Here is a 12,456-nt window from a genome sequence, read left to right on the forward strand (position 1 = left end):
GTCGCCCTGCCTTTAATGGCTGACGATACATATACCGCACATTGTAACTTACGATTATGGATACTCTGTTAACTATGAATCATATTTGCGTATTTTCAAACGGTTTTTCTGTTTCATTAGTTGTCTGGCCACCGTTCAGCGCTGGCATTTTCCGCAGTAAACCGTCGAGCGCTGGTTCATCCGGATTTCCTTCAGCGGATGTCCGCATTCGCGGCAGAACTCACCATGTCGGCCATACACCAGCAGCGACTGGGCAAAATAGCCCGGTTTGCCGTCGCTGTTCACAAAGTCCCGCAGGGTGGTTCCACCCATGAGGATGGCCGCACTGAGGGTTTCGCGGATGGCTTCCACCAGGTGGTTGTAGCGGTCCAGGCTGATGCGGCCGGCAGCGCGACGGGGGTGGATGCCGGCCTTGAACAGGGCTTCGTTCGCATAGATGTTGCCCACACCCACCACCACATGGTTGTCCATGATGAAGGACTTCACTGGAGTCTTCTTGCCCCGAGAGAGTCGATAGAGCAGTCGCCCGTTGAATTCCGGTGCCAGGGGTTCTGGCCCCAGGCTGGCGAGCAGTGGATGCTGGTCCGGTGTTTCGGACCAGAGCCAGCAACCAAAGCGGCGGGGGTCGTTGAAGCGTAGGCGAATGCCGTTGTCGAGTGTCAGTTCCACGTGGTCATGAAGTAGGGGCTCGCTCTGATCGGTGATCACCCGCAGGCTGCCGGACATGCCCAGGTGCACGATCAATGTTCCGGCAACGGTGGCCGAGCTTACGCCAATCAGCAGGTATTTGGCCCGGCGGTCCACGGTGTGGATCACCGAGCCTTCGATCAGTTCCGCGAGGTTGTCCGGCACGGGCCAGCGCAGGCGCCCGTCGCGCACGGTTACCTGAGTGATGGTCCGGTTTTCACAATGGGGGGCGATGCCGCGTCGGGTGGTTTCTACTTCGGGCAGTTCGGGCAAGGGGGCTACTCCAGCGGCACGGGCGGTAACGGATAAGTGTAATCGGTAACAAATTCGCATCCAAATGCGGTTGTTCGGGCTAACAACTGTACGCTAAAGTGGCTCAATACGGCTGTTGGGTAGTGCCGGATCCTGATTTCGAACGAGGAAAGCTCTATGTGGTACAACGGTCTTCTGGACCTTTCGGTGATGCAGCTGATTCTGGTTGCGCTGGGACTTACCCACATCACAATTATCAGCGTTACCCTTTACCTGCATCGTCATTCTGCTCACAACTCGCTGGATCTGCATCCGGTGCTGGCGCATTTTTTCCGCTTCTGGCTATGGCTGACCACGGCACAGAATACCAAGCAGTGGACGGCCATTCACCGTAAGCATCACGCCAAGTGCGAAACCGAAGAAGACCCTCACAGCCCGGTGGTCCTTGGTGTTCGCAAAGTGCTGTTTGAAGGTGCCGAACTGTACGACGAGGCCGGTACGCCAGAAACCCTGGAGCGTTATGGCCAGCGCACCCCGGAAGACTGGGTCGAGAACAACGTGTATAGCCGCTATAAACTGCTGGGCATTCAACTGATGGCGGTGATTGATCTGCTGCTGTTCGGTGTGCACGGTATCTGGATCTGGGCGGTGCAGATGATGTGGATTCCGGTCTGGGCGGCCGGCGTGGTCAATGGCATCGGGCACTTTATGGGGTATCGCAATTTCGAGTGCAGTGATAATGCCCGCAATATCTCGCCCTGGGGCATCCTGATTGGTGGCGAAGAGCTGCACAATAATCACCACACCTATCCCAACTCCTCCAAGCTGTCTCGCCGCTGGTATGAAGTGGATATTGGTTGGGGTTACATCCGCCTGTTCCAGTTCTTTCGGCTGGCGAAACCCAAGGGCTTCAAGCCGATTGCGCATTATGTGCCCGGCAAGAAGGAAGTGGATGTAGAGACGGTTCAGGCCATTACCAACAGCCGGTTCGATATTATGCGTCAGTATCGTAAGCGGGTGATGGAGCCGGTGTTGCGCCAGCAGAAGGCGGTGATGGATGAGGAGATTCGTCCGCGTTATCGCAGTCTGAAGCGGTTGCTGTCCCGTGAGGTGACGTTGATCAAGCCGAAGGAGAAGGAGCACCTGGAAATTGCTCTGGAGAGCAATGCGGTGCTGCGGCAGATTTATGAGAAGAGTAATGAGTTGCAGGAGTTGTGGCGTCGCCGTGGTTTGAAGCCGCAGGAGAAGTTGCATGCGCTGATGGAGTGGTGCCGGGAGGCGGAGGCCAGCGGTATTCGCTACCTTGAGGACTTTGCGGCGCATTTGCGGGCTTATTCTCTTCGGCCTTCGCCGTGATTGCCCTTGTAGCCTGCTGATTCTGGCGGGCTGGTCTCCTCAGTTGGTTGCTTCTGACGCTTCCACTCTGAATAAACAGTAGGTCACCTGGCCTGCTGTTTTTTGTCTGTGCAGGGTCCAGTTGGCAGGCGCTGAGGGCGTTGGGGTGCCGCTTTCGTGTTCTGCGTAGATCCACCCGCCGGGTTTTACCCAACCATTGTCCGCGATCATCGGGAACAGTTTTTCCAGCCAGCCCTGTCTGAAGGGTGGGTCCATGAACAGGATGTCGACGGGTTTGGCCGGTGTCTGGGCCAGGTAGGTGTCGACGGTCTGGCAGGCCACTTCTCCGTTTTCTGATTTCAACAGGCGCAGGTTGCTTCTCAGGGCCTGGGCGAGTGTGGGGGTGTGATCAACGAAGATGGTGGTGCCAGCGCCTCGGGAGAGAGCTTCCAGACCCAGGGCGCCGGAGCCGGCGAAGAGGTCGAGGCAGCGACTGCCGGCGAGGTGGTGCGTCAGCCAGTTGAACAGGGTCTCGCGGGTGCGTGCCGGTGTAGGGCGTACGCCGCCGGCTTCGGGGAAGCGCAGTTTGCGGCTGCGCCAGTCGCCGCCGATGATGCGGAGTTCGCCGCCGTTGCTGGCTGGCCTGGGTTTCTGGGTGCGCGCCATGGGGATGAGGCCTCTCGAGCATGGTTTGGTACGCCTGCCGGTGCAGGTTGCGCCATGTTACGAAGGTTTATTGGGCGAGTCACCTACGGCCATCACTTAGGCCGGTCAGTCTGCTAGAATACCGCCTTTCTTGTATCCCGCGAATCGACGACCAATGGTATGACTATGACGGCAGAGTGGATTGCTATCGGCCTTCTGGCCCTTCTTGTCCTTGTGTTTGTTCTGGATGTGGCGGCAAACCGTCAGCGTATACCCCGGCCAAAGCCGGTGCCCCAGAAGAAGCCGGAGGCTCCGGAAGGTGCTACCCCGAAATCCGGGTCGGAGGAGAAGGCGGAGCCCAAGCCCGATAGCGCGCCGGTCGCGGAAGCACCTGAAAAGCCTGTTGTTGAGGAAGCGCCCGCCGAAACCCCGACAGCGCCGGAGCCTGAACCAGAGCCAGAGCCGGAAGCGCCTCAGGTCAGTGTTTTCGAGCGTATCCGCAAGGGGTTGGGTAAAACCCGTGCCAATCTGACCGGCGGTTTTGCGGATCTGTTTTCGATCAGCAAGAAGGTGGATGAGGATCTGCTCGAGGAAATCGAGACCACCTTGCTAATGGCGGATGTGGGTGTGACCGCCACGTCGGAAATCATTGAGTCGCTGACCGACAAGTTGGAGCGCAACCAGCTCAAAGACGGCGAAGCTCTGCGCAAGGCTTTGAGGGACGAGCTCCATGGCCTGCTGGCGGATGTGACAAAGCCCCTGGAGATTGATGCGGGCAAAAAGCCTTACGTCATCCTGATGGTAGGTGTGAACGGTGTTGGTAAAACCACCACGATCGGCAAGCTCACCAAGCTCTTTCAGCGGGACGGAAAGTCGGTAATGCTGGCGGCGGGGGATACTTTCCGTGCCGCTGCGGTTGAGCAGTTGCAGGTGTGGGGCGAGCGTAATGACGTTCCCGTCGTGGCCCAGCATACCGGCGCCGACAGCGCATCCGTCATCTTCGATGCTGTTCAGTCTGCGCAGTCCCGTGGCGTGGATGTGGTGATTGCGGACACCGCCGGCCGCCTTCAGAACAAAGACAACCTGATGAGCGAGCTGGAGAAGGTTGTGCGGGTCATGAAGAAACTGGATGAGTCCGCGCCCCACGAAGTCATGCTGGTTCTGGACGCCGGCACTGGCCAGAATGCTTTGAGTCAGGCCCAGGTGTTCCAGCAGGCAGTGGGGGTCAGCGGCATTACCCTGACCAAGCTGGACGGCACGGCCAAGGGTGGTATTGTGTTCGCCATCGCCCGGCAGTTGCAGCTACCCATCCGTTACATTGGTGTGGGGGAGCAGGTGGATGACCTGCGCAGCTTCGATGCCCGCACCTTTGTGGATGCGCTGTTTGATGAAAGCCCGGATAAGTAACCTTCAATGATCGAGTTCCGCCAGGTCACCAAACGTTATGACAGCGACCATACCGCGTTGCGTCAGGTCAATTTCGGCCTGGAGCGCGGTGAATTGGCGTTTCTTACGGGGCATTCCGGCGCTGGCAAAAGTACGCTGCTGAAGCTGATTATGGTGATGGAGCGCCCCAGTGCCGGCGAGGTGATTGTGGGCGGGCAGGTGCTCAATACCCTGCCGCGCCGTCAGGTGCCTTACATTCGCCGCCACATAGGTGTGGTGTTCCAGAATCACCAGTTATTGTTTGATCGCACCGTGTTCGACAACGTCGCCATGCCTTTGGAGGTGATGGGCACCCCGGCCCGAGATATCGGTCGCCGCGTACGGGCCGCTCTGGACAAGGTGGGGCTGTTGAGCAAGGAAAAGATGAACCCGATGCAGCTGTCGGGGGGTGAACAGCAGCGGGTGGGCATTGCCCGAGCGGTGGTGAACAAACCCCCGGTGCTGCTGGCGGATGAGCCAACCGGTAACCTGGACCCGGAATTGTCGGCCGATATCATGCGGCTGTTCGCGGAATTCAGTCAGGTCGGGGTCACGGTGCTGATTGCTAGCCACGACATTGCACTGATCAACGATCTCGGTCGCCGTACGTTGACGCTCGATCATGGTCGGCTGGTGACAGGTGTTGGCGTCAAGGGGGGGCTTCATGGCTAACGACCCCCGACGGCAGCCTGCCCGAGGCGCCAAAAGTGCCCGTTCACCCTGGCGCCAGCAGGCCGAAAGTTACCTGAGTCATCATCGCAAGGTGGCCCGGGACAGCGCGCAGCGTCTTTGGCACTCACCAGTGGCGAGCATGATGACCTGGACGGTGATGGGCGTGGCGCTGGCGCTGCCAGTGGCGCTCATGCTGTTGCTGGCCAGCCTGGAAGGCGTCAGTGCCGGCTGGGAAAGCTCGGCAAGGGTGACGGCCTATCTGAGTGACTCTGTGTCCATCGAAGATGCCCGGTCATTGAAAGCCGAAGTGACTGATGATAGCCGGGTGGCGGAAGTCGAGCTGATCGACCGTGAGACTGCTCTGGAAGAGTTCCGCGCTTCTTCCGGCCTTGAAGACGCTCTGGATTACCTGGACGGAAACCCGCTTCCCCATACTCTGCTGGTCACACCCAGTGAAGGTTCCCGCACCGCTGACGGCGTGGAAATGCTGCTGAAGGTCATTGAAGGGCTGGACGGTGTTGACCGGGTACAGGTGGACCTCGGCTGGTTGCAGCGTCTGAACGCCATGACCGACCTGTTGGGCCGTGCCGTCTGGGCGCTGGCACTGTTACTGGCGGCGGCCGTGGTACTGGTGATTGGCAATACCGTGCGCCTTGCGATTGAGAATCGCCGCGACGAAATTCTGGTGGCAAAGTTGGTGGGTGGCACCGACGCTTTCGTGCGCCGGCCGTTCCTCTATACCGGGGCCTGGTTTGGCCTGGGAGGTGGGATTGTGGCCTTTATCCTGCTCCAGGTGTCGCTCTGGTGGCTCAGTGGCCCAGTGGAGCGGCTAGCTGGGTTGTACCGCAGTGAGTTTTCCCTGAGCGGGCTGAGCGTCGATGGCGCGCTGGCGTTGATAATTGCAGCCATGCTGTTAGGCTGGTTAGGCGCCTGGGTTGCCGTCAAGCGCCATCTGGATGACATTGAGCCGGGGGAAATTGCCGGCGGATGATCTCCGATCTCGGAAATACCGTATTGAAGCCAATACAGGTTTCGGCGTAGCTTGAAGATAGAATTCGAAGGCAGCCAGATTTCCAGTTTGTTGATTTGAAACGGTTTAGATGGAAATTTGGGTTATTTGCAGAGTGCTTGGCGGGCTGAATTAGAGTTGCTATATTTATCGGTCGTCATGTTCGGAGGGTAAGACATGGGTACGAGTTTACAGATCATCGACAGACTGGTTCCGGGTGCCAACCTTGAGTCCTATATCCAGGCGGCCAGCCGCATTCCGGTACTGTCTGTCGAGGAAGAGCGCAAGCTCGCCGAGCGACTGCATTACGATGGTGATGTGGAAGCCGCGCGTGAGTTGGTTCTTTCGCATCTGCGCTTCGTGATCCACATTGCCCGCAGCTATGCGGGTTATGGGCTGTCCCAGGCAGATTTGATCCAGGAAGGTAACGTAGGCCTGATGAAGGCGGTCAAGCGTTTCAATCCGGAATACGGTGTTCGCCTGGTGTCCTTTGCAGTGCACTGGATCAAGGCCGAGATTCACGAGTTTATCCTGCGCAACTGGCGCATCGTGAAAGTGGCGACCACCAAGGCGCAGCGTAAGTTGTTCTTTAACCTGCGCAGCCAGAAGAAGCGTCTGGCGTGGTTGAGCCATGATGAGGTTAATGCCGTGGCCAGTGATCTTGGGGTTGAGCCCAAGGTTGTGCGGGAGATGGAAGGCCGTCTGGCTTCCCACGATACGGCGTTCGATGGCCCCCAGGATGATGACGACGACAATGCTTATCAGGCGCCGGCGTATTATCTGGAAGACAAGCGCAGCAATCCGGCCACGCAGTTGGAGCAATCAGACTGGACGGACGATTCCAATGGTCGTCTGATGGCGGCGCTGGGGCAGTTGGATGAGCGTAGCCAGGATATCCTTCGTGAGCGCTGGTTGTCGGATAGCAAGTCGACACTGCATGAGCTGGCTGACCGATATGGTGTTTCCGCTGAGCGTATTCGTCAGTTGGAGAAAAACGCCATGAAGAAGATTCGTCTGCATATGACAACGGAAGAAGAGGCGGCTTAACCCTTAGTTGACTTGGGGTTTGTCAGAACGCCACCACCCTTTGCGGGGTTGGTGGCGTTTTTGTTTGTATACTCTTTTAAAACAAACCTTGGGTAAGAACAAATGACTGAGAATCGGTTTCATATAGCCTTCCTTGGTGTTGGCCTCATGGGTGCGCCCATGGTTCGGAATTTGTTGGATGCGGGTTATCCAATGACGTTGTGGAATCGGACGGGGAGTAAGTGCGAGCCTTTTGCCGATGAAGCTACCATTGCCGGTACACCGGAAGACGCGGTTCGAGATGCCGACATCGTCATCACCATGCTGGAGAACGGCGATGTGGTGGATGACGTGATGGTGGCCCAACGCGGTATCGCGGCGCTCAAGGCCGGGGCGGTCTATATTGATATGAGTTCGGTTCAGCCGTCGCTGGCGCGACGCCATTCGGCCTTGGCTAAGGAGCAGGGGGCCGGGTATGTGGATGCGCCTGTGTCCGGCGGCACTGTTGGCGCTGAGCAGGCAACGCTGAGTATTATGGCTGGTGGCTCTGGCGCAGACGTTGAGCGGGTGCGGCCGGTTTTTGAGGTGCTGGGGAAATGCACGCCCATTGGTCCGGTAGGGGCGGGGCAACTGGCGAAGCTGGCGAATCAGGCGATCGTGGGGATTACCATTGGCGCGGTGTCAGAGGCGTTGTTGCTGGCAGCGAAGGGTGGGGCTGATCCTGCCGCAGTTCGGGAGGCGCTGATGGGCGGTTTTGCGGGCAGTCGGATTCTGGAGTTGCACGGTCAGCGGATGATTGACCGGGACTTTTCGCCCGGTGCACCGGCGCGAATTCAGTTGAAGGACCTGCGGATGATTCTGGATGAGGCCCGTTCCGAGGGTCTGACCCTGCCGCTATCGCAGCAGGTGCATAATGAGTATCAAAGCCTGATCGCCAACGGGCACAGCGATGTGGATCACAGTGGTTTGTTGCTGGAACTGGAGCATCTCAACGGGGCATTGTTGGGTTCTTCGTCGGCCATCAAGCGCAAGTAGCAGGCTCGCTATGAATGTCTCCATGCTGTTTGCCGAGGTGAAATGCAGGAGCACGGCGCGGGTGAGATTAACTTTCGGAATGTTTTCGCAGCGCTGGACCGCCTGGGCTATGGTGGTTGGATGAACGTGGAATATTGCCTTGCGGGCTATACGGTGTCGAGACTAGGCTGGTTCGGGGTATGTCGTGACCGTCGCCATTGGCGACACCCTCTTACAAGATCGTAACTGGTCGGCAACGGATGTTCTTCGTACCCTAGCTGTTAATGTAATCCGCTATCGGGAGGAAAACCGGTGAAAGCACTGGTAATTGAAGACGATCAGGACGTGGCAAACTACCTTGTTAAAGGGCTGAAAGAGTCTGATTTTGTCGTGGACCACGCGGCGGATGGCAAGGAAGGCATGATGATGGCCGCCAGCGAAGACTACGACATCATGATTGTGGACCGCATGTTGCCAGGTATGGACGGCCTGTCGATCATCAAAACGGTGCGTGCCACTGGCAACCAGGTTCCAGTGTTGATCCTCAGCGCCCTGGGCGATGTGGATGACCGGGTGGAAGGCCTGCGTGGTGGTGGCGATGACTATCTGACCAAACCGTTCTCTTTCACCGAGCTGCTGGCCCGTATCGAATCCCTGGTGCGCCGTAATCGCCAGTCTGCGGAAACCGAGACCGTGCTGCGGGTGGCCGATCTGGAAATGGACCTGCTTGCCAGAACCGTTAAGCGGGCCGGGCACAATATTGATGTTCAGCCCCGGGAGTTCCGTCTGCTGGAATATCTCATGCGAAATGCCGGGCAGGTGGTCACTCGTACCATGTTGCTCGAAAAAGTATGGGACTATCATTTCGACCCCCAGACCAACGTCATCGACGTACACATCAGCCGTCTGAGGGCGAAGATCGACAAGGAATTCGAGACCCCCTTGCTGCAGACCATACGGGGTGCAGGGTACATGTTGCGTGAAACTGCTTAGCCAGCTCAGAACCTCATCGTTCCAGTTAGCCCTGCTGTACATGGTGGTGTTCGCCACCTCGGTTTTTTTGCTGCTGGCGTTTATCTACTGGCGCACGGCAGGGTTCATGACTGCCCAGACCGATGAGACCATCGAGGCCGAGATTGCCGGCCTCGCGGAGCAATACCGTGGCAGCGGTATCAATGGCCTTATTTCCATCATCCGCGAGCGTGTTGCCCGCGACCCCAACGCCAAATCCATCTATCTGTTGACGACGGACGACTTCGTCAAGCTCGCCGGTAACATCGAAAACTGGCCCAAGGGTTCTCGCTCTGACAGCGGCTGGATCAATTTCACTCTGAATCCGTCAGTGGGCTGGAATGGTCCGGAGCGACTCGCACGGGCTCGCATTTTCGAAGTGCAGGGTGGCCTGCGCCTGTTGGTGGGCCGTGATGTGGACGAGCTCACTAACCTGAAACGGGTGATCGAAACCGCCATTAACTGGGGGATGGGTATTACCCTGGCGCTGGCGCTGTTAGGCGGGTTCCTGATGAGCCGGAGCACCACGCGGCGCATTGAAGTCATCAACAACACTTCCCGGCGCATCATGAATGGGCATCTGTCCCTGCGTATACCAACCCGAGGTACCGACGACGACTTCGACCAGCTGGCAGAAAACCTGAACCAGATGCTGGATCGCATTGTTTACCTGATGGAAGGTATCCGGCATGTGTCCGACAGCATCGCCCACGATTTAAGAACCCCGCTGACCCGGCTGCGCAATCAGCTTGAAAACACCCTTATGTCGGTAGACAACGACGAGGCCCGGGAGCAGGCCGGCAAGGCCGTGGCAGAGGCGGACCAGTTGTTGGCCACCTTCAATGCCCTGCTTCGGATCGCGCGTTTGGAAACCCGTGGCAATACAGCAGACATGCAGCAGGTACCCCTGGGAGAGCTGGTTAGCGATGCGTGTGAGCTGTATGAAGCGTTGGCGGAAGACAAAGAGCAGCAGTTCGAGCAGTCCCTGGAAGATCATGTGGTGATCGAGGGCGATCGGGACCTGCTGTTCCAGATGGTCAGTAACCTGATTGATAACGCTATCAAGTACACCCCGGAACAAGGCGAGATCCGGGTAAACGTACGCAAGGACGGCAACGACGCGATCTTCGAGGTTGGGGACAGTGGCATTGGTATCCCCGATGACGAAAAAGACCAGGTGTTCCAGCGCTTCTACCGGGTTGGCAAAAGCCGGTCATTGCCCGGCAACGGCCTTGGGCTCAGCCTTGTCAGCGCGGTCGCGGAGATCCACCAGGGTGTTATCTCATTGAGCGATCATCACCCAGGGGAAGACTATCCGGGGCTGATGGTCACCATTCGGTTGCCCGCTTACTCGCCGAACCGGAAACGTCTGAAAGACACCCAGACCATTTCCGCTTCGGAAGCCGGAGAACAGAGCTCCCCGGGGGAGCTCAGGGGCGTTTGATCAGTTGCTGGATGCGCCGCGGAACTGATTTACGCGGCTGATCACTGGCTTCAGCAGCGTGTCTACCTGTGAGCGGCGACGATCGAATTTGGCCTGGATGCTGTCCCACTCACCTTCCAGATGTTTCTGTTCCAGCATGATAAACGCCGCCAGGTTATGACGGTTCAGCTTGCCGGTGATGCCGTATTGGTCAAGCCGATAGCCGATACTGTCGAGACCATTGAGGGCCGTGTTGAGAAGCTTTTTGGTGTTCATTCTGGTATCCCGTGCTTGGACGTTAAATCGGAAATTCAGTTAATTGAACGCTAACGCCTGCGTCTAGAGTGCGCAACCTAATCTGGCCCTGACCAAAACGTAATTCGGCCGCCACCACTGTGTAACCTGTTCTGTGGAAAATGGAAGGTGTAGCTAAGGAAGCCAGCGGAAACTCCGCTTGCTTCTCCCTCCAGCACAGCGCTAGCCTTACCCCGTTTTTACGGGGTTTTTTTATGTCTACACGGTGGTTTTTCTATGGCCAGAACCCGCTACATAACCGCGGAGGGCGAGCAGGCTCTTCGTGAGGAATTGCGTTTTCTCTGGAAGGAGAAGCGTCCGGAAGTGACGCAGGCGGTGCGGGAAGCAGCCGCTCAGGGCGATCGCTCAGAGAACGCCGAGTACATCTATGGCAAGAAACAGTTGCGGGAAATTGATCGACGCGTGCGCTTCCTGACCAAGCGGCTTGATGAGCTGACGGTGGTGGATCGTCTGCCTGATGACCGGGGCAAAGTGTTTTTTGGCGCCTGGGTGACCATCGAAAACGAAGGCGGCGACGAAAGCACTTACCGGCTGGTTGGGCCGGATGAGTTCGATCTGTCTCGCGGTTACCTGAGCATCGACTCTCCCATGGCGCGTGCGCTTTTGGGCAAACGCATTGACGACGAGGTGGGGGTGCGAACACCGGATGGCTGGAATCACGTTGTGATCACCAACATTCATTATGAACCGCTAACGCCCGACAAGTGAGGAGTGTCACAAAACTGGCGACTGACCGGGTTTTTTGTCGTTTTTGGCGATAGACTGATCAAAAATTGTCAGCCTGAGATGTATTTGTTCAAATAATGGTCAGGCTCGGCATGACATAAAAAGGCAGTCGTTATGGGCGGATTCGATACAAAAAGGACTATGATCGGCGCGACCGTGCTGGTGGTGGCGTTGTCACCTCTGGTGTGGGCCCAAACCGGCGAAGAAACCGTCGAGGGTGGCGCCTTCAACTATGAAGAGCGTTCAACGCTGGAAACCATTCCGTTCAACTCCATGGAAGAAGAGTCTCTGGCCAATACCGTGATCGAAGGTGGCCTGGAAGCGCCGGCGGCTGGCGTGCCCGTGCAGCCGCGAACGGACGAGGATTTCTACCTGGATCCCCTTGCCCTTCAGCCCCGTGATCCACGCACGGATCTCGGGCGAAGCGAAATTCCGGTGGAATTCCGCTTCAGCAACCCCAAGTCCATTCCCGGGCAAACCCACGGCGACAACTACATTATCCGCCCACCGACCAATCGGAACTACGGCGCGTTCAATACCACAACGACGGAACGATAATTCGTCTGCCGCGAGGGTTCAGGCGGCAACAATGCCCTCGGGCTCAGTTCTGCCCAACACATCTTCGTAGAAGAACGCCAGCGCCTGTTTGGCCTGATTGAGGCGTGCCCGTGACACTTCCAGGCGTTCGCTCAGGTAAGCCAGGAATAATTGCCGGTCGCCGGGTTGCAGCGTTTCCGGATTTTTCAGGTCGTGGAAAAGCACGAACCGGGAAATCCAGTGGAGATAGGTTTGCTCTGCGCGGTGGTTAAGCTGATGTTTGCGGATGGCGCCAGTCACTCGACTGACAAGCCCGGGCTGCGACTGTTCCAGCGCCTCGGTGATATCCATGATGCGTCTTCCGTGTGAATTGTTGTTC

14 protein-coding genes are annotated in these 12,456 nt (G+C 57.6%); 10 read left to right on the forward strand and 4 right to left on the reverse strand.

What is annotated here, in order from left to right; all coding sequences use genetic code 11:
• Positions 1-135: 135 nt before the first annotated feature.
• Positions 136-960 carry a bifunctional DNA-formamidopyrimidine glycosylase/DNA-(apurinic or apyrimidinic site) lyase gene (mutM, locus tag B3M52_RS09290; RefSeq protein WP_286749439.1) on the reverse strand — a complete coding sequence of 275 codons (825 nt, stop codon included), beginning with the start codon at positions 958-960 and terminating at the stop codon, positions 136-138.
• A gap of 156 nt (positions 961-1,116) precedes the next feature.
• Between mutM and B3M52_RS09295 the strand changes: the two genes are divergently transcribed.
• Entirely contained in the window at positions 1,117-2,295 is a 1,179-nt protein-coding gene (locus B3M52_RS09295; protein ID WP_286749440.1) for a DesA family fatty acid desaturase, read from the forward strand.
• 39 nt (positions 2,296-2,334) lie between these two features.
• On the opposite strand, the gene rsmD is transcribed toward B3M52_RS09295, so the two are convergent.
• Positions 2,335-2,940, reverse strand: a complete 606-nt coding sequence (gene rsmD / locus B3M52_RS09300; RefSeq protein ID WP_286749441.1) for a 16S rRNA (guanine(966)-N(2))-methyltransferase RsmD — start codon at positions 2,938-2,940, stop codon at positions 2,335-2,337.
• A gap of 165 nt (positions 2,941-3,105) precedes the next feature.
• On the opposite strand from rsmD, the gene ftsY reads away from it, so the two are divergent.
• The 7 genes from ftsY to B3M52_RS09335 all read left to right on the forward strand — a co-directional run bounded on the left by ftsY (position 3,106) and on the right by B3M52_RS09335 (position 10,520).
• Positions 3,106-4,326: a signal recognition particle-docking protein FtsY gene (gene ftsY / locus B3M52_RS09305; protein WP_286749445.1), complete on the forward strand. Its 1,221-nt coding sequence runs from the start codon at positions 3,106-3,108 to the stop codon at positions 4,324-4,326.
• Positions 4,327-4,332: 6 nt separating this feature from the next.
• Entirely contained in the window at positions 4,333-5,016 is a 684-nt protein-coding gene (ftsE, locus tag B3M52_RS09310) for a cell division ATP-binding protein FtsE (protein WP_286749442.1), read from the forward strand.
• Complete coding sequence (gene ftsX / locus B3M52_RS09315; RefSeq protein ID WP_286749444.1) at positions 5,009-6,007, forward strand: permease-like cell division protein FtsX; 999 nt, start codon at positions 5,009-5,011, stop codon at positions 6,005-6,007. The genes ftsE and ftsX overlap by 8 nt, the downstream gene beginning before the upstream one ends.
• A 195-nt stretch (positions 6,008-6,202) precedes the next feature.
• A complete protein-coding gene (rpoH, locus tag B3M52_RS09320; RefSeq protein WP_041333049.1) occupies positions 6,203-7,072 on the forward strand; it encodes an RNA polymerase sigma factor RpoH in 870 nt (289 codons plus the stop codon).
• A 102-nt stretch (positions 7,073-7,174) separates the two neighbouring features.
• A complete protein-coding gene (locus tag B3M52_RS09325; protein ID WP_075195796.1) occupies positions 7,175-8,086 on the forward strand; it encodes an NAD(P)-dependent oxidoreductase in 912 nt (303 codons plus the stop codon).
• A gap of 291 nt (positions 8,087-8,377) precedes the next feature.
• A complete protein-coding gene (locus B3M52_RS09330; RefSeq protein ID WP_007155393.1) occupies positions 8,378-9,058 on the forward strand; it encodes a response regulator transcription factor in 681 nt (226 codons plus the stop codon).
• Complete coding sequence (locus B3M52_RS09335) at positions 9,045-10,520, forward strand: sensor histidine kinase (protein ID WP_036211274.1); 1,476 nt, start codon at positions 9,045-9,047, stop codon at positions 10,518-10,520. The genes B3M52_RS09330 and B3M52_RS09335 overlap by 14 nt, the downstream gene beginning before the upstream one ends.
• Here the strand turns inward: B3M52_RS09335 and B3M52_RS09340 are convergent, their stop codons facing one another.
• Positions 10,521-10,775, reverse strand: a complete 255-nt coding sequence (locus B3M52_RS09340; protein WP_075195795.1) for a hypothetical protein — start codon at positions 10,773-10,775, stop codon at positions 10,521-10,523. It abuts the gene before it with no gap.
• Positions 10,776-11,030: 255 nt separating this feature from the next.
• Between B3M52_RS09340 and greB the strand changes: the two genes are divergently transcribed.
• Positions 11,031-11,522 (forward strand): transcription elongation factor GreB, encoded by a 492-nt coding sequence (gene greB / locus B3M52_RS09345; RefSeq protein ID WP_036211269.1) that lies wholly within the window; start codon positions 11,031-11,033, stop codon positions 11,520-11,522.
• A 159-nt stretch (positions 11,523-11,681) separates the two neighbouring features.
• On the forward strand, positions 11,682-12,098 hold the full coding sequence (locus B3M52_RS09350; protein WP_075195794.1) for a hypothetical protein: 417 nt from the start codon (positions 11,682-11,684) through the stop codon (positions 12,096-12,098).
• 18 nt (positions 12,099-12,116) lie between these two features.
• Here B3M52_RS09350 and B3M52_RS09355 read toward each other — a convergent pair whose 3' ends face one another.
• On the reverse strand, positions 12,117-12,428 hold the full coding sequence (locus B3M52_RS09355) for a site-specific integrase (RefSeq protein WP_036211263.1): 312 nt from the start codon (positions 12,426-12,428) through the stop codon (positions 12,117-12,119).
• Positions 12,429-12,456: the final 28 nt, after the last annotated feature.

This window comes from Marinobacter sp. UBA2688 (assembly GCF_002352785.1).
Classification (GTDB): Bacteria; Pseudomonadota; Gammaproteobacteria; order Pseudomonadales; family Oleiphilaceae; genus Marinobacter; species Marinobacter salarius.

What these genes read in the sequence shown, in the direction of transcription:
- B3M52_RS09295 (WP_286749440.1), top strand. Translation starts at nt 1,117, where the DNA reads ATGTGGTACAACGGTCTTCTGGACCTTTCGGTGATGCAGCTGATTCTG.
- rsmD (WP_286749441.1), bottom strand. Translation starts at nt 2,940, where the DNA reads ATGGCGCGCACCCAGAAACCCAGGCCAGCCAGCAACGGCGGCGAACTC.
- ftsY (WP_286749445.1), top strand. Translation starts at nt 3,106, where the DNA reads ATGACGGCAGAGTGGATTGCTATCGGCCTTCTGGCCCTTCTTGTCCTT.
- ftsE (WP_286749442.1), top strand. Translation starts at nt 4,333, where the DNA reads ATGATCGAGTTCCGCCAGGTCACCAAACGTTATGACAGCGACCATACC.
- ftsX (WP_286749444.1), top strand. Translation starts at nt 5,009, where the DNA reads ATGGCTAACGACCCCCGACGGCAGCCTGCCCGAGGCGCCAAAAGTGCC.
- rpoH (WP_041333049.1), top strand. Translation starts at nt 6,203, where the DNA reads ATGGGTACGAGTTTACAGATCATCGACAGACTGGTTCCGGGTGCCAAC.
- B3M52_RS09325 (WP_075195796.1), top strand. Translation starts at nt 7,175, where the DNA reads ATGACTGAGAATCGGTTTCATATAGCCTTCCTTGGTGTTGGCCTCATG.
- B3M52_RS09340 (WP_075195795.1), bottom strand. Translation starts at nt 10,775, where the DNA reads ATGAACACCAAAAAGCTTCTCAACACGGCCCTCAATGGTCTCGACAGT.
- greB (WP_036211269.1), top strand. Translation starts at nt 11,031, where the DNA reads ATGGCCAGAACCCGCTACATAACCGCGGAGGGCGAGCAGGCTCTTCGT.
- B3M52_RS09350 (WP_075195794.1), top strand. Translation starts at nt 11,682, where the DNA reads ATGATCGGCGCGACCGTGCTGGTGGTGGCGTTGTCACCTCTGGTGTGG.
- B3M52_RS09355 (WP_036211263.1), bottom strand. Translation starts at nt 12,428, where the DNA reads ATGGATATCACCGAGGCGCTGGAACAGTCGCAGCCCGGGCTTGTCAGT.